Annotated in this window: 20 protein-coding genes and 1 riboswitch; all 20 genes read right to left on the bottom strand. The window is 52.0% G+C overall.

The genetic code is table 11. The features are described from left to right. Positions 1-101 precede the first annotated feature (101 nt). Positions 102-899: a methyltetrahydrofolate cobalamin methyltransferase gene (locus tag ACZ481_RS08075; RefSeq protein WP_464769641.1), complete on the bottom strand. Its 798-nt coding sequence runs from the start codon at positions 897-899 to the stop codon at positions 102-104. 30 nt (positions 900-929) lie between these two features. Continuing rightward, a complete protein-coding gene (locus tag ACZ481_RS08070; RefSeq protein ID WP_464769640.1) occupies positions 930-1,559 on the bottom strand; it encodes a corrinoid protein in 630 nt (209 codons plus the stop codon). A 100-nt stretch (positions 1,560-1,659) separates the two neighbouring features. Next, on the bottom strand, positions 1,660-3,144 hold the full coding sequence (locus tag ACZ481_RS08065) for a trimethylamine methyltransferase family protein (protein WP_464769639.1): 1,485 nt from the start codon (positions 3,142-3,144) through the stop codon (positions 1,660-1,662). Between the two features lie 30 nt (positions 3,145-3,174). Beyond that, positions 3,175-4,290 (bottom strand): tyramine oxidase subunit B, encoded by a 1,116-nt coding sequence (locus ACZ481_RS08060; protein ID WP_464769638.1) that lies wholly within the window; start codon positions 4,288-4,290, stop codon positions 3,175-3,177. A gap of 407 nt (positions 4,291-4,697) precedes the next feature. Further along, on the bottom strand, positions 4,698-5,117 hold the full coding sequence (locus tag ACZ481_RS08055; RefSeq protein WP_464769637.1) for an aconitase X swivel domain-containing protein: 420 nt from the start codon (positions 5,115-5,117) through the stop codon (positions 4,698-4,700). Next, entirely contained in the window at positions 5,114-6,397 is a 1,284-nt protein-coding gene (locus ACZ481_RS08050; RefSeq protein WP_464769636.1) for an aconitase X, read from the bottom strand. Before ACZ481_RS08050 ends, ACZ481_RS08055 begins: the two co-directional genes overlap by 4 nt. Positions 6,398-6,548: 151 nt before the next feature. Further along, positions 6,549-7,925: a sodium/glutamate symporter gene (locus ACZ481_RS08045; protein ID WP_464769635.1), complete on the bottom strand. Its 1,377-nt coding sequence runs from the start codon at positions 7,923-7,925 to the stop codon at positions 6,549-6,551. A 435-nt stretch (positions 7,926-8,360) separates the two neighbouring features. Then, positions 8,361-10,097, bottom strand: coding sequence for a sigma-54 interaction domain-containing protein (locus ACZ481_RS08040; protein WP_464769634.1), 1,737 nt, complete (start codon positions 10,095-10,097; stop codon positions 8,361-8,363). 678 nt (positions 10,098-10,775) lie between these two features. After that, the gene (locus tag ACZ481_RS08035; RefSeq protein WP_464769633.1) at positions 10,776-11,342 is read right to left on the bottom strand and encodes a UbiX family flavin prenyltransferase; all 567 of its coding nucleotides are present in this window, start codon (positions 11,340-11,342) and stop codon (positions 10,776-10,778) included. Between the two features lie 15 nt (positions 11,343-11,357). Next, positions 11,358-12,185 carry a GNAT family N-acetyltransferase gene (locus tag ACZ481_RS08030; protein ID WP_464769632.1) on the bottom strand — a complete coding sequence of 276 codons (828 nt, stop codon included), beginning with the start codon at positions 12,183-12,185 and terminating at the stop codon, positions 11,358-11,360. Positions 12,186-12,241: 56 nt separating this feature from the next. Beyond that, the gene (locus ACZ481_RS08025) at positions 12,242-13,720 is read right to left on the bottom strand and encodes a class I adenylate-forming enzyme family protein (RefSeq protein ID WP_464769631.1); all 1,479 of its coding nucleotides are present in this window, start codon (positions 13,718-13,720) and stop codon (positions 12,242-12,244) included. 396 nt (positions 13,721-14,116) lie between these two features. Beyond that, entirely contained in the window at positions 14,117-14,686 is a 570-nt protein-coding gene (locus ACZ481_RS08020; RefSeq protein ID WP_464769630.1) for a DJ-1/PfpI family protein, read from the bottom strand. 326 nt (positions 14,687-15,012) lie between these two features. Next, entirely contained in the window at positions 15,013-15,561 is a 549-nt protein-coding gene (locus ACZ481_RS08015; protein ID WP_464769629.1) for a hypothetical protein, read from the bottom strand. 45 nt (positions 15,562-15,606) lie between these two features. After that, positions 15,607-15,708: riboswitch (SAM riboswitch) on the bottom strand. Positions 15,709-15,761: 53 nt separating this feature from the next. After that, positions 15,762-16,940, bottom strand: a complete 1,179-nt coding sequence (locus ACZ481_RS08010; RefSeq protein WP_464769628.1) for a mannosyltransferase family protein — start codon at positions 16,938-16,940, stop codon at positions 15,762-15,764. 54 nt (positions 16,941-16,994) lie between these two features. After that, positions 16,995-17,609, bottom strand: coding sequence for a histidine phosphatase family protein (locus tag ACZ481_RS08005; protein ID WP_464769627.1), 615 nt, complete (start codon positions 17,607-17,609; stop codon positions 16,995-16,997). Further along, positions 17,606-18,958, bottom strand: coding sequence for a DVU_1553 family AMP-dependent CoA ligase (locus tag ACZ481_RS08000; protein WP_464769626.1), 1,353 nt, complete (start codon positions 18,956-18,958; stop codon positions 17,606-17,608). Before ACZ481_RS08000 ends, ACZ481_RS08005 begins: the two co-directional genes overlap by 4 nt. Then, entirely contained in the window at positions 18,955-20,349 is a 1,395-nt protein-coding gene (gene trsS, locus ACZ481_RS07995; protein WP_464769625.1) for a radical SAM (seleno)protein TrsS, read from the bottom strand. Before trsS ends, ACZ481_RS08000 begins: the two co-directional genes overlap by 4 nt. Positions 20,350-20,356: 7 nt before the next feature. After that, the gene (locus tag ACZ481_RS07990; protein WP_464769624.1) at positions 20,357-20,668 is read right to left on the bottom strand and encodes a hypothetical protein; all 312 of its coding nucleotides are present in this window, start codon (positions 20,666-20,668) and stop codon (positions 20,357-20,359) included. Then, positions 20,665-21,789: an aminotransferase class V-fold PLP-dependent enzyme gene (locus tag ACZ481_RS07985; protein ID WP_464769623.1), complete on the bottom strand. Its 1,125-nt coding sequence runs from the start codon at positions 21,787-21,789 to the stop codon at positions 20,665-20,667. Before ACZ481_RS07985 ends, ACZ481_RS07990 begins: the two co-directional genes overlap by 4 nt. 13 nt (positions 21,790-21,802) lie before the next feature. Continuing rightward, entirely contained in the window at positions 21,803-22,960 is a 1,158-nt protein-coding gene (locus ACZ481_RS07980) for a DVU_1551 family NTP transferase (RefSeq protein WP_464769622.1), read from the bottom strand.

Genomic DNA, 22,960 nt, shown 5'->3' with positions numbered 1-22,960 from the left:
GCAAAATGTTCTCAAATGTTTTATTGTTAGGACAAGGCGCTTTTTCACAGCACACCCTAAAAAATATCTCTGTCAGGGCTGACAGAGATAAACAGGCAAATTTAAAACGCAAACTTTTTTTTGCGATAGGCCGACAGATACTGGCGGCAATATTCGTCCTTACCCCGTAATGCCTCGGCGGCAATTATGCCGGCCATGAATTCTTTGTCCAGCGGGTTGGTAATCATACCGTCAAGTCCCCGGTCAACCGCCATAATGCCAAAAGTTCGGTTTAAAAGCCTGCGCTCAGGCAAACCATAGGAGATATTGGAGAGACCGCAAATCGTATGGACACCCGGATAGGCAGTCATGATTGCTTCGATGGCCTGTAAGAACTCCCGGCCGTAGGTATCGCTGGTCGACAGCGGCTGCACCAGCGGATCAACATAAATATTCGCCGGTGCAATGCCGTTTTTCACCAGCTCATTAATCAGCTTGTCGGCAATGTTAAGCCTGGCCGCCGCTGTTTCCGGCATACCTTCATCACTCATGCATAAGGCGACAACTTTGCAATCAGTTCCCGCAACCAGGGGCAAAAACACATCAAAGCGCTCCTTCTCCAGGGATATAGAGTTCAGCATCGGTATACCCTTATGAGCCGACAATGCAGCTTCAATCGCCTTGGGATCCGGGCTGTCAATGCAGCAAGGGACAGCCACGGCCTGCTGCACCTGGGTAATCAGCCATTTCAGATGCCGCGCTTCGTCCTCAACAAAAACACCGGCATTGACGTCAATATAATGGGCCCCGGCGGCAACTTGCTCGGTGGCAACCTGCTGGATGTAAGGGCTGTCAGCTTCTTTAATCGCAGTTTGCACACATATGCGGCTGGCATTTATCAGTTCGCCGACTATTAACAAAATCCATCACTCCCCCCGGTGGTTCTAAAACTATTGCTGCTGACGGCAAAAATCAACCGCTGCTGCCCCATCGGCCGCATAGCCATCGGCACCAATCGCCTGGGCAAAATCTTCTGACACCGGCGCGCCGCCGACAAGCACTCTGACGCTGGTGCGCAAACCTTTTTCTTCTAATAACTGAATGGTTTTTCTCATGTTGGGCATGGTAGTGGTCAGCAGGGCCGCCAGGCCCAGCACATCCGGTTTATGCTCGGCAACGGCTGCGGCAAATTTCTCTGCCGGTACGTCAATGCCCAGATCAATCACCTGAAAGCCGGAACTTTCCAGCAGCATTTTTACCAGATTCTTCCCAATGTCATGTAAATCACTCTCAACCGTACCCAAAACTGCCTTACCGGCAATCGCCATGTCACCCTCCACAAGGAGCGGTTTTAATAGGTCCAGGCCTGCATTCATGGTTTTGGCACTCAGCATGACTTCCGGCATAAACATTTCGCCGCTTTTGAACAGGGGACTTACAACGCCCATTCCCGCCAGCAACCCGTTTTTGATTATATCGATGGGCGCCGCACCCTGTTCAAGCATCTGGGCAATCAGCTTGGGGATTTCCTTATGTTGCCCGTCAACAACGGCATCTTCAATATCCTGAAAATTAATCATTTGCACATGCCCCCCAAATTTTATTGCTATTCACCTGTAGCGCAGTTGCATAATTTATTTCTGCTGATTCAGAACTCACAACCGGGAAAGCCGATTTTAGCTAGTCAAGCCAGTTTTGCTGCATTCCCGGCACGGTCGCCAGTATTTCCTTTTCGACTTTATTCTCTATACCTAACGGCTTATGGGTTGCCAGCATCTCCTTGGCCATACGCCGCGCCCGCTCCCTGGCATCAAGGGAGCCGTTCATTTCCCACCTTGCTCTTGAGTTGCGGTCTGCGGCCTTGTTATAGAAAAATTCCGGCTTCATGTGCCTGGTGGTGTGATCATTGGCCAAATAATTGCCGGCAGGGCCGACTTCATTAATTACAGCCACGGCCAGTGTGTCGTCGTTTACCTCAATCCCCTTTACCGCGCGCATTGCCATACCGATAATATCGTCATCCATAACATACTGTTCGAACGCGATACTCAAGCCGGATTCAATCAGGCCTGCCGCATCATGGATATAATTGGACCCTGCCAGCGCCGCCAGCATAATGTTGGCCATACTCTCGTACCCGGACTGGGCATCTGGTATTTTCGCTTCGGTCACGCCGGCCGTCGTATAGTTAGGCAGATGGTAGAAGCGGGACAGTTGGGCGCAAGCTGCATTCATAAGCCCCATCTCCACCGAGCCGAAACAGAAAGCGCCTGTCCGTAAATCGGTAGTAGTGGGAACACAACTGTACAGTACCGGATGACCGGGATTTAGTATTTGCGTAAGCAGCACGCCGCTTAATGCTTCGGCATTCATCTGCACCAGCGTTCCGGCCAGAGTGCCGGGGGCAGTGCTGCCGGCCATGGGGGCCGTCGGGGTCGCCAGCGGCAATCCAGTCTCTATGGCGGCGATCATTAGTTCAGTATAATCCTTATCCATGACTAACGGGCTCATTATGCAGGTAATAAAAGAAATAAAGGGTTTCTTCAATAATGCTTCCCGGCTGCCGGCGATCATGGCCGCATACTTGGCTACATTTTTGACGCCTTCTGTGGAATACACACCACCCATAACGTGTTTGCCCGTATTACGGATAGCCGCATAAAAGCGGTTTACATCAATGTCGTTCTTGGCCAGTTCAGTGGGCAGGCAGGAGATTACATAGAAGTGGATATTAGCCAACGCATCCACAAGCCTTGCCGCCATCTGGACATCAGTAAGGGTCGAAGGCCGTCTGGCGCCGGTATCGATGTCCAGCACATTAACCGCCGTGCCGCCGGTCCCGATATACACCTTGAATCCGTCAAGCTCCAAATTGTGGCGTTCTTCCCGGCCATACAGGGTAATTTGGGCCGGAGCTGTTTTAAGCTTGTCCTTGATCCAGTTTTCATCGGCCTTGACAAGATGCCGCTGAAAATCGACGTCTGCACCGGCCGCATGGAAAGCGCGCAAGGCTCTTTCCGAGTTGACCTGGATGCCGGAGCGCTCATACACTTGCATGGTGGCGGCGTGAATTCTCTCGATTCCAGCCTGGGTCAGAGGCTGATAAATGCCCCCAACCAGTCCTCCCGGGAAATAATTAATAGGGCGTCTTGGTTGTCTTGCCATTTTCTCTCAGCTCCTATTTGTCGTATATGATTACAGCCAGTGTGGCTCTTCCCACAGGACAAGCTCTTGACCAATGCCCATTTTGCGGGCATTATGGTACAGCGTATGTCCCCAGGCCGCATCTTCCACCGGCATGCCGCCAATGATCAAGATAAAGCGTTCGGCTTCGTTCGCCCTGCCAAGTTTTTTGCCGCAGGCGATTTCACTGAGGCTGACCAGGTCGGTTTGATTAATTTTGCCTTGTTCACACAGGCGGAATACGCTTGCCCCCGGAAAGCCCAGGCGTTTTGCCGATGGAATTTTCTCTTCCTCCTCTTTCCAGGCCTGATGCATTTTTATCTCATCAAACACGATCCGGGAAGAAGTAAACAAGTCATCCGGAATGTCTGCCGTCCCTTGTGTGGCAAGCAAAGCATTCGGCTTAACCCATTCTTTCTGGACGAGGGGCTTGGCACTGCCGGCAGTGGCGATGCTAATCACGTCCCCTGCTCGAACGGCTGCTTCCATGGATTCTGCCGATTCGAAGGGAAATCCAAGCTCACTGCTCATTTGCGCGCAGAACGCTGCGGCTTTCGCTGGCACTAAGTCGTAGACCACAGCTTTGGCCAGGCGCGGCAGGGCCGCCTTCAGGCAGGTAATGGTCGCCCGCCCCATTACCCCGGCGCCAATAATGGCCGCTACCCTGGCATCCCTGCTGGCGAGATACCTGGCTCCGACAGCCGGGATCGAACCTGTCCGCATGGCGCTGAGCAGATTGCCGGACATATAGGCAAAGGGTTCGCCGGTTTCCACATGGTTCAGTGTTACCATTAACACCGACCGGGGGAGCCCGCGTTTTGTATTTTCAATATTTGAGCCGTACCATTTGCAGGCACACAGGTTAAACCTGCCGCCCAGATAGGTAATCATTGATAAGAACCGGCGGTCAGGTCCGGCCACCGGCATATTGGGAAACCGCTTTTCTTCCGGGAAGTAAATCCGCTGCCCATGTTCGTTCTCACTGACTCCGCCCATAAGGTAGTCGCCCTCGCCGACCACCTTAAACATATCATCAATGGTATCCACACACTGCTTACCGTCGAGAACTCCCGCTTTTACCATGTCTTGCTCGGACAGATACAAAAAAGTTGTCTTCTTGCCAGGCATAATTGATCATCCCTCCAACAATATTTACCCTCGTAACGAACAAAAAAATGGTACCTTCTTTTGTTCGTTACCTATAACCGAGGTTATTTTATTGTTATCGCAATAACCGTGCCAAAAAGATAAAAGGGGGCTGAAACCAAGAAACCCTCCAATTGCCAAGGGTTTGTAACCGGCCTTTCAGACGAATCGCAACAAGGTTCAAGCTATTCTCAAATTGTTCTTAAACTATTCTCAAAAAGTTCTTAAAAATATTGAATTTTTCGTCAAATTATTATTTACCCTAAATTATAGCAGAGACAGGAAAAAAAGTAGATATATTTCGCACGCGGCCCATCCGTACACCTGTTTTGCAGGTGTGGCGGGCTTAGAAAAAATCTCTGCCTGCTGGCACAGAGAATTACTGTACATTATTTAGGGGTAATTTCCACAATACCTGTACTGCCGTCAATTTTAACCCAGTCCCCGGTCTTAATAATTTTTACCGGGTCAGCTTCCGCAAAATCACAAACAGCCGGTTTTTCTAACGACGCAATGGCAACCCCTATGCGGGAATCGATTTTCGTTACTACCCAGCCGGCCGGCGCGTTGCCGTTGATTTTTGCGGCTTTAAAGTGACAGGACCAGCCACACGAACCTTTGGCGCAGGGAAGAACTAAAATAGTATCCTTAATGCATTTGCCGCTGTTGGGATTGCCGTGTTCGTAGATTATCCCGTCGGTTTCACCCAGGCTGCCGGTATTGCCGGCAATGCTGTCCGGACATACCAGCGCCTCGCCCTCGGCCGTACCGCCAAAGGCCGGCCGGCCTTTGAGAATGATTGTTTTCATGCCGGCGCCTCCCATCTTCCCTCAATTGCGGCATCAATACAGGTTAGCGTTTCTCCGCAATATACGGTGGCGGCAGTTTGCGCTCTGAGGCCTTTTGCCTGCTTAATTCCGCTGAGCACCATGGCTTTCGCATGTTTATGGGATTCATGCTTCATGCATATCGGGCAGGTGCTGTCCAGCAAATGGGCACCGCTTTCTTCAATTATTTTGGTAAAACCGTTATAATCGGCTAAGGCCTGATTGGATTTTGTCGTCCAAATCCACAGTTCAACACCTTGTTTTACTTTTTTCCCTCGCAAATAGCTGGCAATATCCCTAATTTCCTCAATAGCCAGGTGCGGGCAGCCGATACTGACAAAATCCACAGGTCCGCTGCCCGGGTCGCACACCAGCCGGCAAGTGTCATCATAATCTTGTTGCGTAATAGCGAAATAAGCGGCTGGCTTTTTGCCGCCCAGGGCATCGTCCACGGTCCTGGCCTCGGGTGTAATGCCGACAACATGGCAAATTTCCGCATTAGAGGCTGTTGCCAGCGAGGAAAAACATTGTCTCAGCTTTTTAATGTCCGGTCGCTTGAAATTGCCGGTAATGACCGGTTTGCCTGCCCGGGGCAAAAACCTGCCGATAGTATAGCCAATAACGTCCCAGTCGAAAGAGGTTGCGGAAGGACACTGTATAGTAAACACAACGTTACCGTATCTTTCTTCTTTAATATGCAACCCCCACCGGGGTGTCCTGCCGCAAATCGCCGAACAAACCGCGGCTTCAATGCCATCGGCATTGCCACACGCGCCAAAGACTGAGTTGCATAGTAAGACATTGCTGGATTCTGTGGTGACAAAGTGCTCGCCTGGCAAAGGAATCCAGCCGGAAAAATACGGTGTGCAGGTATGTACTTCTGAAGCTCCTGCCTCCCTGGTAATAGCATAAAACTTATTGTTCTTATCAAAAAACTCCTTGCGCAAATGGACGGTTGCAAAATTTCTGGTAACACAGGCAGCCACACAGGTCTGTACGGCACAGGTTTCATCAAATTGACCGATAGGGATAGTCTGATCACTATTTAGGTAAAATTTCGAAAAAATTTCATTATAATCATCGGTTGTAAAGCCTTCTAGATAATGTTGTGCACCAATAAACAGAGTTGCCCGGCTGATTTCACATAATTCTTTGGCTCCCAGCACATTTGCATAGCTTACAATAAATTGCAAGGCTTTTTGCTTAAACTCTCCCAGTTGGCCAGTAAGCATTTTCTGTTCAAACTCCGTCAAATTAACCATATATTCTCCTCCTATAAGGGTTTAGCCGTACAAAGTGAATTATATACGTTCTGTTTTGCGTCAAATATTTTTATATGTTGGACATTGTCAGCGGCAGCCTTTCTTGGCCAGGAAAAAAAGCCTCTGCCTGCCGACAGAGACAATAGAAATGTTACATACCTATTTTTTCTTCGCCCGGCCGCAGTTCCGTCTGACTGGGATTATACCAGTAGCCGGCCTTAATCGACAGCACAAAAATTAGTAAAGATACCCCAATCAGCACAGCCGCGGTTTCTCCCACATAGCCGAAACCGACAAACACCGGCGTAAGTGAAACCAGGAATATTTCAACCATGGCAATAAAAATATAAGCCAACCCGTAGTCTTGCAGCGCCTTGCTGCGGAATTCCGGATCAATGATTCTCAGCAAAGTAACCCCTGTTGCCACTACGCCCGTCGCCCAGCCCCAGCAGAACAGCGCGCGCTCAAACCAATAATTATGGAACATTCTGGGTCCTAAGAACCATAAGAAGCCGCCGCACCAGACAAATCCCAGAATGGAGAGCAAAATTAACGGTACTGCGTATTGGGCGACTATGGCAAGCTTGATTGAGGCTATGCCAAAACAAACCATGAAATCGGTTACGCAACTGCCAATTCTCGTCGTAACCTGCTTGTCAACATACTGACCTAAATTCATCCGGTTCAAAAGCAGCTGTAAAAGCACGCCGGCCAGCATTGACAAACACATCATGGGAACATCGTATTTAGGCATAATAACCTTAAAATACTGGTTGGAATAATAGCCGCAGGCTGCAGCAATCAACACAAGCACCAGATGCCAGGCTAACGGGTCAATGCAGCCCGAGCTTACCGTTCCCATCCCGATAGATTTGCGTTCCTCCGGCGGGATCAGACCGGTTTTCATGCTTTCAGGCAGCTTGGCCATTGCCTTTACAAACCGGGTTATGCCCAGTCTTGTGGCAATATTAATGAACAGCAAACCGCCGAATATGCCTGACAGCATCCCGGCGGTAGCCATTGTGAACCCCACCGTCAACGCATCCTTAAACCCATAGTTTTGCAAGACCCCGCCGATAGCAGTTGCATAACCATAACCTCCGGCCCAGCCGGCCGGCAGCATTAAGGCAAAAGCATGGTGTAAGTCGGGAAAAAACTGCTTGAAAACCAGTATGCCAAACAGCAGCGCTATACCGAACTGACCGATTTCCGCTATCATACTATAAGAAAAAGTGTCGCCAACCTCGGAAACAACTTTTTTCGGCGAATCCATTTTCTCATTGCCGAGAAATAAGGTGGCAAACAGCACGACAACCAGCATATACGGATATGTGCCTATATTATTGGAAAAGGGCAAAATATTGAGAAATTGTGACCCCAGTAAAATTCCTAACACCCCGGCAATAACGGATGCCGGCAAATACAAGTTTTGAATTATCCGAAGTTTTGCTCTGAGAAGTTGACCAACAAACAGCAAACCAGCCACGATACAAAAATCCAGCAGCATGGTGTATGGTCCGAATGGCATAATTCCCCCACCTTTCCTTGGCAATTAATAACTTACCTCAAATTCGGGATAATCTAAGCTTAATTCCATATTGGGGATTAATCCGGTTCCCATGGCTTCCCCGCTGATTTCTCGACTGTTTCTGCAGCAAATGAGGCATTGTTGCTTATAGCCGGTCTCCTAAATAACCTCCTTCGCCAAAATTATTTACCCTCGTATTTTAAGAGAGTAATAAAGCGCCGCCTTGTTCGCTACTTACAACCGAGTGACTATACTACATTGCAATAAGCATGCCAAGACGATCCAGGCGGCGATAAATTAAGAACCCTTATTTTACAAGGGTTCTTAATCGACCAAGCATTAATTTTGCCAGGGTTATCAAAATATTCTCAAAATATTCTCAAAACATTCTCGCTTCTCCAGCTAAGAAATTACCTTCCTTCGACAGGTGTTTGTCTATTGGGGTTTCAGGTTAAAGGCATTGACCCATCGATATATGGTTGCCAGGCTAACTCCCAAGCTTGCTGCGGCCCGCTGTTTTCCTGCCTTACCCCAGCCGTGTTCATGCAATAGGTTTCGCAACTCCTGCCTTTTCGTTTGATATTGCGGGTTGCTGGCCTTGGCCGGTGCCTTGGCCAATTGTGAAGGCAGGCTGCTAAGTGTCAGCACATTGCTTTCTTCCACATTAACAGCATATTCAAGCACATTGGCAAACTCACGAATGTTACCAGGCCATTCGTATTTCATCATGGCTGCTTCTGCCGCAACGGCGAGGCGATCGATTTTTTTGCCCATCTTTTCGAAATAATGCTTAAGATAATATGACGCTAACAGAGGAATATCCTCTAACCTTTCCCGCAGCGGCAAAAGATAGATTGGAATCACGTTTACCCGGAAAAAGAGATCTTCGCGAAATCTGCCGGCCTGTACCAGTTCTTCCAGGTTCTCATTCGTCGCAGCGACAATGCGAACGTCTACCGCGAAAGATTGTTTTCCCCCCAGCCGTTCCACCCTGCGCTCCTCCAGCACTCGCAGCAGCTTTGACTGCAGATGGATTGGCATTGTCCCCAATTCATCCAGAAAAAGCGTACCGCCCTCGGCTAATTCAAATTTTCCCGGTTTCCCCTCGCGTCTTGCCCCGGTGAACGCCCCCGAGTCATAGCCAAAAAACTCGCTTTCCAGCAAAGTCTCGGGAATTGCTCCACAATTTATTGGAATAAACGGCCCGCTGCGGCCACTTTCATAATGAATGGCTCTGGCGAATAATTCCTTGCCGGTGCCACTTTCGCCGCGAAGTAAAACCGTTGAGGACGATTTGGCAATTTTCTTGGCAAAGTTGATTAACTTTTGCATGCCGGCATTCTGTGTCAGGATATCCGCGAACGTGATGGGGCGGGCGGCGATTGTCATGCAGCTGGCGGTCTTCTTGACAGCAGAGTAATCACGAAAACTGACCAGGGTAAGGGTTTCACTTTGCGCGTCGCCTGAAATCGCAATCGTCTCCACATCAAGCAAAAGAGTTTTAAGGCCGAGGGTAACTACGCTTGGCCTGTTTTGGGAATCCATGCCGATAAAATGCCCCACGGCCGCCTGAATACCCCTGGCGATCTCCGGATGATTGCGCAGCCCCAGCAAATCGACGGCAGTTTTATTAAAGTGCAGTACATTGCCGTCAGCAGAAAATGCCACCAGGCCTTTTTCTACTTTATTCAATATTCCTGTTAATTCGGCCATCGCCAGGTCGAGCGATTTGAGCAAGCGATACTCTTTAATCTTGGCGGCCATAAGACTGGCCATCCGTTCCACAAAATCGGTCAGGTTCACCATCTTTTGCCGGATTTGCTTGGCAGTCTCCGTGTCAAAAGCGATTACTGCCAGGACTCCGGCCGGTGAACCATCAACAAGGATCGGCGCCGCAATAGTTAACAAGTAATAGCATTCCTGCGCTATGGTGCAGCCTGAACAGAGAAAATGCCTGCCGGGATAATCGACAATGACGGTCTGCTTATTTTGCATCGCATATTGATAAACATGGCCATGGCTCAGTTTTTGCCCTTGGGTATGTTTTATCGTCCCGGTTGCGGCCATCCGGGTTCTCGTATCGTCTATAACCTCGACATCGCAGCCAACCGCCAAACTGATGGCCTCGGCAATTTGCTGGACTTCCTGACTAATGAGGCTGAGTTCTGCCAAATATCGTCCCCCCCCAAAGATGTAATACCAGCTTGCGTGCTAAAGCGGAACAACAAAGGTAACATAGTGAGAACTCTTGTTATGCGACTCATTCACCAATGCGCAGGATTATATCGGCGATAACTTGCCGGACGAAATGATGATTATTGCCGCAAAATAACTGAATATATAAAATATTCTTCAGAAAGGACTTACCTCCTTTAAATTATCAAGAAATATCCGTTCAGGGCTCCTGATCAGGCTGGCAATTAGCCGGGCCATGTTTACATCAAAAGAACTGCCATACGCTCTGGCAGTTTTTATTCGTTTATCCGCAGCAGCCATCAGACTTTCGCCGCTACCGCGGCGTCAGTTCAGGGGGAGTAAACTCGCCCTTGAACGAAGCTGTTCTTAGCCTGGCGACGACAACGAAGCAGTGCGGAAAAGATGCGCAAACTATCCTTGGGTTTAAGGGAGATGAGGTACTAGGTGTATTGATGACTATAATCATCGCTGCATAAAAGCAAAATGAAAAGGAATGAGTCCGGTAAAATACAGAACTCATTCCAAAAAAGCTGCTTAGGCTATTTGTCTAACTTTTCGGGGACACGCCACAATCCTGGCAATTTCTATGTGGTATTTTTCAAACGCGTCTGGGCTGTTACCTTACCCCGGTCTCACTTCACTACTAAACGGAGCTCAATCCGCCCTGCTGAAACTCCCTCCGGTCCTGTATAGTGAGTGCTCCAGGCCAAAGCCATCAAGTATCTTGCCAAGCATACCGTTTACCAGCTCATCTACAGTACCCGGTTTATGGGTAAAGGCGGGAGCCGCAGGCATTACTACCGCCCCGGCTTGAGCCAAGGCCAGCATATTGGTTAAATGAATGGCTGTCACCGGTGTCTCACGCGGTACTACGATCAGCCGCCGTCCTTCTTTGAGGGTAACATCGGCCGCCCTTGTGAGCAGGTCCCGGCCGCTGGCCGTTGCCAGGGCCCCTAAAGTATGCATCGAACAGGGTACCACAACCATGCCGCCTGTTTTGAAGGAGCCGCTGGCCACTGGCGCAAACAAATCTTCATTGTCGTAAATTACCGCATACGGCCTGAGGTCTGCCATGGTAAGCCCACACTCATAGGCAAGCACCTTACGGCCCATATCGGTATAAACGGCATGCACCTCAATCCCCAGCTCTGACAAGACTTTTATTAAGGTACAGCCATAAATGGCGCCGCTGGCGCCGGTAACACCAACAGCCAAGCGCATACAGACTCCTCCTGTTCAAACACCGTATTTTATGACTAAATAATCATCATAATGAGCAAAGCCGATAGCTTGGTAAGCCTTGCCGGCGGGGCTGTTATCCTTTCGCACCGTAAGCACCGGTATTTTGCCGGCTTTCTGAATACGGCGGCATAGTTCGGCGACAAGGATTTTGCAAAAACCCTGCTGCCGGCTGCTTGCGCTGGTATATACGCCGCCAATCTGGCTAACCCGGTTTGTGGTTACCTGGATCATGGCCTGGGCTTTCGGTGCACCGTCCTCAAGCAAAAAAATGAAATCTTCCTCCGGGCCCCGTTCAGCAATGAGTTTTGCCGCCAACTCATAATTAAAGCGCCGTCTGAAGCCCTGCCGGTATGCTTCGACAACAAACCGCAGGGCGGCAGGCCGCTCAATTTCTCCCGCATGGGCAAGCTCGAGCGGGGCCAAAGCAGCAGGCAGCTTATTCTCCCTGTTAAGAAGAAAATCGCTGTCTTCATAATCTAGAACCCGTTTATAGCCGCGCAGAACCAGATTAAGCGGTTCTACCACCCGCTTCATTCCAGCCAGCACCTCAAACCGGCGCTGGCGCAGGATTTCCCCAAAGGCTGGTACAGCACCCGGCGACTCGAAGTGAGGGATAACGCTGCCCAGATTATAAAAAGCCACTATGCCCTGTAACAGTCCTGCTTGAAAATAGCCGTAGTAATCCCCGCAACGGCGGTCGATCCGGTTATTATCAAGCCCGTAGCGGGTAATATTGCCATCGAGCACCACCGATTCCAGATAATTTCGTTCCAAATACGACCGGACCGCGGCAATATCACCGCCTGTCAACAACCTGAGCACATGATCCGCCTTCCCCTGCAGCCAGAATAATGGTAAGTTTCATTGCTTGTGCAAGCTTACGGTTCCAGTTGTTCGCGCAACACGCGCTTTAAGATCTTACCTGTCTGATTTTTCGGCAGTTCGTCAACAATAATAAAATCCCGTGGTATTTTATAGGCGGCAATATTTGCCTGCAGATATTCCCTTACCGCTTTTTTATCAAAATCGCAGCCTGCCTGAATGACTACATAAGCCAGTGCCACCTGACCGCGCAATTCATCAGCAGCACCAATCACACTTGCCTCCGCAATACCAGGGAAAGAATACAGCAGTTCCTCAATTTCGCGCGGATATATATTTTCACCATTGGCAATAATAAGGTCCTTCAATCTGTCAACAACAAATATATAGCCTTCGTTATCCCGGTAAGCAAGATCACCGGTATAAAGCCAGCCGTCTTTCAGCGCAGCTGCACTCTCGGCCGGCAGATTGAAATATCCCAGCATAACACTGGGCCCTTTGACAATAATCTCGCCAACCTCGCCTGGCGGCAGCTCCTGCCCGTCACCATCGACCACTTTAACCTTTAGACCGGGGAGCGCCTTGCCAATAGAACAGTATTTTGGCTGATCGACAGGGTTAAGAGCGACCACCGGCGAAGCCTCAGACAGGCCATAGCCTTCCAGAATCTGTATACCATATTTATCCGTAAACTGCCTGGCTACTTTCTCCGGCAGCGAAGCACCGCCGGAAATTAAATATTTAACACCGGCAAAACCGCCCGGTTCACCAATTCTGGTAAGGAGATTATACATCGGCGGCACACCATAAGCAACCGTTACCTTGTACGCCTTAATGGCGGCAATGGTTTCTTTCGGCGCAAAAGCCTCCAGTATAGTAATGGCAGCACCGCAGAGCAAAGGGTTGAGAACGGCGCAGGTCCAGGCAAAACAGTGATACATGGGCAACACACACAGCACATTATCGGCGGCGGTAACCGGCAGCCGCTCCCGGAGCGCCCTGGCATTGGCAATCAGATTATTATGGCTCAAAACAGCCCCTTTGGGGCGTCCTGTCGTGCCGGAGGTATAGATAATGGCACAGGGGCTGTCTGCATTCAGGCCGCGGTCTGCAACCGGAGCCGCCGGCCAGTGTTCACAGGCCAGCTGCCGTTTCAAGGCCGGTATGACAAGCTGGGTAACCGTCTGCCCGTAATTTTGCCGGCTAAGTTCATTGTCAATATCCAGCTGTTCCATTGTAACCAGTGTTTTCATCCGGGCATCTTTAACAATAAAAGCAATTTCCCGGGCAGCCAGCTGAAAATTAAGCGGAACAACAACGGCGCCCAGACTGACAATAGCCATATAACAATAGACAAATTCCGGTGAATTGCGGGCGAACAAGCCAACATTCTCTCCGGGCCGGATACCTCTGGCATAAAAAACATTCCGGTATAGCTCTACCTGCTCCTGCAACCGGCCATAGGACACACTGTCGCTGCCGGTAAATGCGGTATTGTCTTTTACACCCTGAAAAATAAGATTATGAACAAACAAGGCATGCACCCCTCCAACGAATAAATAAACAAAAATGCAGCAGCAGCAAAAGGACTTTGCCGTCTCATTTTCCACAGCCGCCGCCCGCTACTAGTATACCTTAACCTGCGGTTAATTAAAATTGTCACCAAAGATAAGACTGGCTTATGTCGAGGCCACCAGGCAGGACACCGGCCAGTCTTATCTTCCAGCGCTTTACCGCTTGCATAAAACCTTTCAGCCACGGCAAACAGGCAAGTTCACGTTGCGGCCTTAACAAAATCCATTATACCAGACTGCCACAGGCAGCAACAGGCCTAAATTTCCTTTTACAGGGACAAATTTAACAACTGTTTATCTGTCAAACCAATAAAAATAGGCCTGACCGGGTATAGTCAGGCCTACTTATCCTACATGCTAAATACTGATTTTTGCCCCGAGCAGTTCAACAAAGGCTCTTAACCAGGCTGGATGGTCCGGCCAGGCCTGAGCAGTTACCAGCTTGCCGCTGACAACAACCGGCTCATTTTTCCATTCGGCGCCAGCCAGCCGGCACTCAGCGGCGCAGGCCGGATAAGAGGTTACAGTCTGGCCTGCCAGCACATTGGCCGGAGCCAAAAGCTGCGTACCATGGCAAATAGCGGCTACCGGCTTGCCGGCAGCAAAAAAGTCCTGTACCAGTTTGACAGCTTCGTCATACAGCCGGATGTATTCGGGCGCACGTCCGCCGGGAACGACCAGGCCGGCATAGTCGTCTGCCCTGGCATCTTTAGCGGCGATGTCCACAGCGATGCGATGGCCGGTTAGTTCAATATAGGTGTCTAAGCCGGTAAAATCATGAACAACAAGCTGCACCATATCGCCGGCCTTTTTGTTGGGTACGGCGACATCAACGTGGTAACCCAGCATCTGCAGCGCCTGCTGCGGTACTTTTACCTCATAATCCTCAGCACAATCCCCGGTAAGTAACAGAATTTTTTTAGCCATTGTATAACCTCCTTATTTCGCAATATGGTTATATATTCTATAAAACCCTGTTTTTCCCTGCTGGCTATTTACCCTGCCACCCCGCCTGGCCAGCCGGGAATATAATTGCCAGCACTGTCATATTTGGCTGCACCGCTAAAAAAGCAATGTGCCGGCAAGGCTGCCGCTTAGATCAATATAATTGCCCATCATTGTTTATCTAAATAAAAAAGGCTAAAGAAGCTCCTGCCAGGGAAGTTCTTTAGCCTTTGATCAGCCAATAAGGCATTTATATAAGTGATATTTGTAATAGTAGCGCAACACCTATGTTGTGTCAGGTAAGCCAGTCAGGCCTGTTGCCGGCAAACGGCACAGCTTTGTCTTTTCCCCTGCCCGTAGCAGGTAAACTGTCTGGCTAAGGCCTTGCAGGCGGCACTTAGGTGCCTGGGGGCAATTAAACCTTCAATTAAGCCATACGACTCAGCCAGCCGCAACAGAGGGACATTAGCCCGGGCCAGTATGTCCGTCACCGTGATAATGGTGTTCAGCAAGGGCTGCCCGCACCGGCCCCGCACCGACAGTTTTACGCAGTCAGTAACCAAATCAGGCGGCACGGTGATGCCAGCAAGCGCTGCTGCTGCTACAGGCGCCAGTCCGGTCTTTACAGCAAAACTAAGCTGACAGGGCTGTACTGAGACCATATCGACAGCGATGCCGGCCGCTTCCAAAGCGGAAAAAACAGCGGTGGCACCGGCCTGGTTTAAACTGCTAATCCGTATAAAAACCACAGACTTGTCATAGGTAAAGCTAATGTCCCGGTCTTCCCCGGCAATATCAGTATCAGTTTCTAAGCCGTAGCGGTGGCAGAGACCAAGCTGTTTAAGTGTGTTAATCATAAAAAACCCCTTTCCGAGGAAAGGGGCAACTGTTTACACACTTTCCTCCTATCTGCCAGGATAACTCCTGTTGGAATTAGCACCACTGCAGAAACTGCCGGTTGCCGGGCGTCATCGGGCCAGTCCCTCGACCACTCTAGATAAGAGCCCTATTGAATTCCAGACAATTTTACCATGAGAAAATAGCAACTGTCAATACATCAGCCCAGCCAGCACCAGTTAATAAACAGCGCCGTACAGAGGACCAGGCCGGCGGACTGCAGCCAGAGCAAGCCAAAAAACCACCTGGTTGGCAGCCTGGCCAAAAATAAATAAAGGGGAAATATGACAAGCACAAAACGGGCCATGCTGTACAGCGGATAAATCGGCGAGGTGGAGAACAAAGGCGGTAAAAACCACAGCCATCCTGTAAGTACGTACTTTGCGGGCAGCCTGTATCCAGGCACGGCTGTCGCAAATACCAGGGCCATACAAGTCAGCGCGGTCAATACCGCATCAAGATAAATGCCGGCCTCGACCAGGGGAACGCCGGCCTGGATCAAGGCAAAATTATTCCAAAAACTATCCCAGGGAAAGCCAAACTGCCGCCCCCAGGCTTGCTGGGAATGGATAAAAGCCAGCGGATTGCCGAACAGCCTGTTATTATAGGCGCAAAAAGCCCCGAATGCCACCACCGGCAAACAGGCCGACAGCATCGACGGTTCCCATTTGCGTTTAATATAATAATGCTTGACGAATTCATATACTAAAACACCAGCCAGCAATACCCCCAGATTACGGGTCAGGGCCGCCAGCGCGGCAAATAAACCGGCCCGCCACCACCTGTTGGTCCGCAGGCAGTACAAACAGGCCAGGGAGCAAACAATAAATACCGGTTCGGTATAAACACTGTTTAAGAAAAAAGAAGTTGGCAAGGTGGCATAGGCCAGCAGTGCCCGCTGGGTTTCCCTGGCCGTAAAATCGAGTAAAAATAATTTAGCCATCACAAAGTAACTGATCAATGTAAACAGGTTGCACACAACAAAGCCGGCCGTCACATAACCGAGACCGATGCCGGCCACGGCTTTGATCAGCAGGCTGGTGAACGGAAAGAAAACAATATTTTGAATATTGTACCCATGCTCGGCAATATAGGTATACCAATGAGCATCCCACTTAATAAAGTTTCCGATGAACGGCAGTGTTTGCCCGGCACCGGGGTTAAGAAAACCGGCTGCTTCCCGGCCGGGTACCAGGTCGGTGAACAGCAGCGCGGTTAATACTAACAGGGTGTGAAGACCATAGGTTAGGATAACTATTCGTAAGGCGGCAGCATCGCTGCCGCCGGCAGGGCTAACCGCCCTGGAAAAAGAATGAGCCCGTATATTTCCGTGTGGCAAACGACCGGTACCTCCAGTGAAACTGCAGAGTGTCTCCAGGTAATTTGTACGATTTTAAGGCTGACTATACACAGACATATTCAATGCCTGTACACAATAGCCCCCGCCGCTTTGCACCAGCCTGTTTAAACAGCCATAATCCTGGCCGATCAGAAAACTGTTGGCAATCGGGATCCCCAGAACAAAGCAAAACAGCAGGCGGTTAATGCCGGCATGCCCCACTATCAGAATATTCCCTTCACTGGCGGCCAAGATATCGGCAAAAGCGGCAACCACCCGGGCCTGGCCCTCGCGGAAACTCTCCCCGCCCGGCACCCGGTAATCGGCGAGATTCTGCCCCCGGCGCAGATACTCTTCCGGGTAGGTCTGCTGAATTTCCGAAAAAGCTTTGCCCTCCCATTCGCCCATGGCAATCTCCCGGATATCAGCCCTGACTACCGGTTGTATATGAATCTGCCGGGAGATGATCCCGGCCGTGTCCACTGACCGCAGCAGATCACTGCAGAAAATAGTGGTGATACTTTTGCCGGCTAATGTTTTGCCTAACAGCCCGGCCTGACGAATCCCCTCAGCCGATAAAGGGACATCAAGCTGGCCTATATACCGGCGAATCTGATCCCGGACTGAGATTTCGCCATGACGGATTATATATATATTCCTGCCGCTCATAGCCCGCCACCACTCCCGGCCCTGCCGGCAATATGAATCATCCTTTTCCCAGGGGTTGTGGCAAAACCGACCCCGTAGTTTTCTGCCGTGACCTGAATCGCCAGCCGCCCCGCCGCTTCCGCTGCCCTGATGCTTGCGATGTTCCGTAAGGCCTCGGTAAGCCTGGCAGGTTCCGGGATTACTCCCACCGCCGCCGCCGTGAGCATTAATCTGGCCGGGGAATCTCCGTAACATAACACAGCCTGAAAATTAACAATGCCAGGCACTGTAAACAGTACTTCGTCAAGCTCAGCCATTGTCAGCCACAGCCCGTCGTCCAGGGAGACCCGGCCTGTTACCCTGCTTTGTATGCGCTCCAGCCGCCGCAACTGGCTGCCGCACGGGCACTGCCCGGGGATAAAGCGGGAGATATCGCCGGTCCGGTAGCGGATAAGGGGCATTCCCTGCCGCGTCAGGGTAGTAAAGACAAGCTCGCCATACTCGCCGTCCGGCAGCGGCTGCGCTGAAACAGGGTCAATAATCTCGAAATACAGGTCGTTTTCCCGCAGGTGATACCCCCGGTGGGCGGCGCATTCGATCCCGCCCCCAAACCCCATCTCGGTCATGCCATAGTGCTCGTACACCTCACATTGCCAAATCCGTTCCAATTCCCGTACCAGCGCCTCGGGGACATAGTCGGTGCTTAACAATACATAACGCGGTGACCAGTCATGGGGCCGAACCTGCTCCCAGTAGCGGGCCATGGCCAGCACCTGCACAGGAACGCCCACCAGACAGGTTGCCTGCTCCCGGCCCATGGCGGCAACAGCCGCCGCTAAATCCGTAACAAAGCCAAAAGCAGCCGCACCGATACCGCTGCGGCCTAACCCCTGCCCCAACAGGTCGCCAATACTGCCCGGACGTTCTCCCGGCAGCAGGATCAGGACCCGGTCGCCCCGCTGCACAAAGGTTGACATGGCATAACGGAAAAAGTCTGTCGTCAGTTCCTGGTCCGCCGCTGTAAAATACAGGCGTTTAGGGCTGCCTGTAGTGCCTGAGGTATTCAGTGTCACCACCCGGCTGATTTCCCCCTGGGATACGCCTACCATCCGCAGGCCCTGTTCCTCTACATCAGCCGGTGTCGTCAAAGGATACGCGGCAAGCTGCTCGGGTTGTACGAGCGCCGGCGGCGGCACCGCTGCCAAATGGCGCTGATAAAACGGGCTGGAGGCCCGCACCCGGGCCAAGGTTTCGTTAAGCCGGGCCAGTTGCCAGCCGGTAAGCGCCGCCTGGATTGTACAACCCGCGGCAGCTCTGATTTTGCCTGCAAGCCAGGCCTCTAACGGTGTTACCGGTATTTTCCCTGTCATGGTCTCCCCCGGTACAGAGACCGCCCGTGCCGGTCGGTCAGGTTATAGGCGCAAAAAGGAATCAACCGGTTATCGGCTCCGACCACATGGATAAAACAGTGTTTCAGCCGCTCTAAGTCCAGGGTCCAGGCATCCTGAAAAGCCATACCCGATACAGCCAGCTTATAGGTATTGATACGTTCCAGGAAATGATCCAGGCTGGTTACATCGCCGGCCAGCTGTTCGGCCGGGCTTTGTTCCTGCTTGCCGGTTTTCCTGCTGCCGGCTGCCGACCATTGCCTGGCAACAAACTGACGGGCCCGCCGGGAGCCCTGGGTTGCCCGCGCCTGGCAACAGCCGGAATTGCTGTTAGCCTGCGACAAAGGCTGCAAACTGCCGTCAGGCATCAGTACAAAATTGCCATGAAAAGAGCAATAGGCATGTTCACCGCCGGGAGGGAAAAAATGCCTGGCTTTCATTTGTCCGCCGGTCTGCCGTTCAATCTCCCGGATAATCAAGGGAATGGTCATCCGGTCTGTATCGCCGGGGTTTTCCGGACAGCGGCCGAAGTAGCTGACCGGCTGAAAATGGACCCCTCTTACTACCGGCATCTTACTGACGGCAAAATTCAGGATAGCTCCTATCTGGCTGTCGTTAACCCCCGGCATCAGGGTCGGCACAAGCACAACCCCGATATCCTGGGCGGCGCAGACCTCAATTACCCGTTTTTTTACAGCAAGCAGCGGCCGGCCGCGCAATTTGGCGTACACGTCGTCATCCAGCCCGTCAAACTGCAGAAATACACAATTTAAACCGGCGGCCTTCAACCGGGCCGCATAACTGTCATCTGCCGCCAGCCGCAGACCATTGGTATTGACTTGAAAGAACTCAAACCCCAGTTTGCGGCCCAGGGTAATGATCGCCGGCAGATCGTCCCTGACGGTCGGCTCACCGCCTGACAGCTGGATATTGTACGGGCCTCCTTTGTCCATAAGCAGCCGGTACCAGCCCTCTATGACCTTCAGATCCGGTTCAGCCCCGCTGCCGGGTGAGGCTGAGGCAAAACAAACAGGGCAATGCAGGTTACACTTGTCAGTCACTTCCAGCAGTACACAACAGGTTTGTTGACGATGCTCCGGGCATAAACCGCAGTCAAACGGACAGCCGCGGCTGCCTGTGGCTGTATCGGTCTGGGGCCAAGCAGGCGTCTGGACATTATTCCAGCTGGTATAATCAGGTTCTCCCTGCCATACACATACCTGATATTCCCCGTGCTCAGGACAGGACTTCCGCAGAAACACACGGTCCCCGTCGGCCACCCGCCGGGCCGGAATACGTTGCAAACATTCCGGACAAACACTCTGGGTCTCAGACAGCACAATCTCTTCTTGCCTGTGGCTTGTTGCATTCATAGCTAGCTTATCGCTCCTTTCCCGGATGCCGGCTAATCAGTTCGGCCAGGAAACTTTCAAACTGTTCTTTGCTGCTTTCCCAGTCAGCCTGGGGAAAACTTACTTTTATTACCAAATCGGCAATTACCCCTTTTACCAGTGTGCCATCACTAAGATTGGCCTGAAAGAAAGGCCGGGGAAAGTTCCGGTGATATTTGACCGTACCGGCTGTGCCCAGGTCTGTTATCAGCGCCTCATCGGTTTTGACCGCCAGGCGGTATTCATATATATTAGCCCCGCCGAAGCAGTTTTCCGCTTTCTTCCATTCGTACGGTTTCATGCCAGCATTGTGCCTATGGCTTCCAGGCAATAATTGATTTCCACCTCGGTGGTAAACCGTGACAGGCTGAACCGTATCGTGCCTGCCGGCGCCGTCCCGAGGCAGGAATGAATCCGGGGCGCACAGTGCAGACCGGTGCGGCAGACAATGCCAAAACTCTTATGGAGGACATCGCCGGCATCTTCCACCTCCCAGTGGGGCAGGGTAAAAGAAATGACCGGCGTCCGCGGTGCATCCACGGTTATGACCCTGGCGCCGGCTGCTGCCAGACCGCTGGCTAACCGCTCAGTCCTTGCCAGCAGCGCCGCTGCATCGGCCTGGCACTGGCTTGCCCAGGCCACAGCCGCCGCCAGGCCGGCAAAAGCCGGGTCATTGGGTGTACCGGCCTCGAAGCGGGCCGGCATAACCGGCGGCATCTCTTCCAGGTCACTGTGAATTCCGGTCCCGCCCACCCATACAGGTTCAAGCTCTGTGGCCGGGGCTATGTATAGTCCCCCGGTGCCTGCAGGCCCCAGCAGGTACTTGTGGCCGGTAAAAGCCACCATATCAATCGCCCAGGCTGCGGGCAGCACCGGGATAATTCCCAGGCTTTGCGAGGCATCCAGCAGCGTAACCGCCCCGGCTTCCCTGGCCAGCCGGGCCAGCAGCGCGGCATCGTTAACCGCACCGGTGACGTTGGAGGCATGGGTAAAAACAGCCAATTGCGGTTTAATCTGCCGCATAGCCGCCGCCCATGCCGCCGTACTAACCCGGCCCATTTTATCCACTGGGATAAAATGGACATTAATTCCCCTGGTCTTGGCCAGATAATATAGCGGGCGCAGGACAGAATTATGTTCAGCGGCAGTAGTCACAACTGCCGCCCCCGGCTGCCAGCGCATGCCCTGCAGGGCAATATTCAGGGCATGCGTGGCATTAGGGCAAAAAACGATGCGGCTCGGTTCCTGTATCTGCAGCAAACGCGCCAATAACCGGCGGCACTCACCCGGCACATCGGGCCCGCTAAAGCCGGCACGCCCGGCATGGAATGGCAGCCGTTCTATACTTGCCGCCACCGCTTCATCCACCTGTGGTGCCTTGGGCCATGCAGTCGCCGCATTGTTTAAGTAGACAGGCTTCATCAAGCTCTCCTCCCTAATTAACGACTATTGCCTCAAAACTACTGACTCCTAACAGACTGCCGATCCGGTCCCTGATGGCTTCGGCAGTACGTTGCCTTTGCAAAACTGAACTGATAATTTCCGGGCTGTCGGCAAAACGGGTCAAAGCCGGCCTGAACCGCTCGTTAAGAGGTACGATCCTGTCGCCCTGAACGAATTTGTCGGCCAGGAATACCACCGCCGCCTCATCAAGCACACAATCCGGGGTAAATTCCAGTTCCATATGGGCTGCGACAATGCCTGACAACGCCGGAAATCCCATACAGGTAATCAGCCGTCCCCCCCGCCGGGAATGATTGGGTTTGCCTTTGGCCAGATCGTGAACAAGCCCGCCGGCCACCACCAGTTCCTCATTCAGAGTAAGTCCCGCCTGGTTGAGCAGCCCGGTGATACGCCGGCCGACCTCGGCCACTGCCTGCCCGTGGCGCATTACCCGGGCATCAGCCTGATATCGGTGCAGCATGGCCAGACATTCTTCAACAGTGGGTATTTCCTGCCGGGCGTAAAAAGCCTGCAGCTTTTTATAATCCTCAGGTGTATCAATATCAAGGGCCACCCCCTGATCGGCCACGTTGACCTCTACGGCGTCAGCAGCAAACCGCTCCAGTATCCCCCGCAGTCCGTCAGCACCGGGATCAGTAAGAATAGCATCGCAGCAGCGGCCGCTAATCAGCGGCGGATGGCCCCGCAGCCCGTTAAAGACCGGATAAACAACGGCTGGCGCCAGCTTCCGGTAGGTCTGAACCAGCTGCCTGATGGTGTGTCTTCTGATCAGCGGCGTATCGCCTGGCAGCAGCAAAAAGGCATCAGCCTCACCGGCAAGTGTTTTTACTCCGGCCGCAACAGAGGAAAACATGCCTTGTGCATAGTTGTGATTCTCGACCATACCTACCTTGTGCTGTGCTAACACAGGCCGGAGTTCGGCGGCCCGGTGCCCGGCCACAACCCGGATATCACTGATTCCGCCCTGGCGCAGGCTGGTCACAGCCGTTTCAATGACTGTTTTTTCCCCCAAGGGCAATAGTGGTTTAAAATCGCCCATGCGGGCGGAATAGCCTGCCGCTACCACCAGGCCGACGATCTTGCCTGTACCCATTTTCCCGCCCGGCCCTGACCTGAATGAATCGTTCAT

It is taken from the genome of Sporomusa intestinalis (assembly GCF_055383785.1).
Note: the sequence above shows the minus strand (reverse complement) of the source record. Positions and strands in the feature narration are given on the sequence as shown.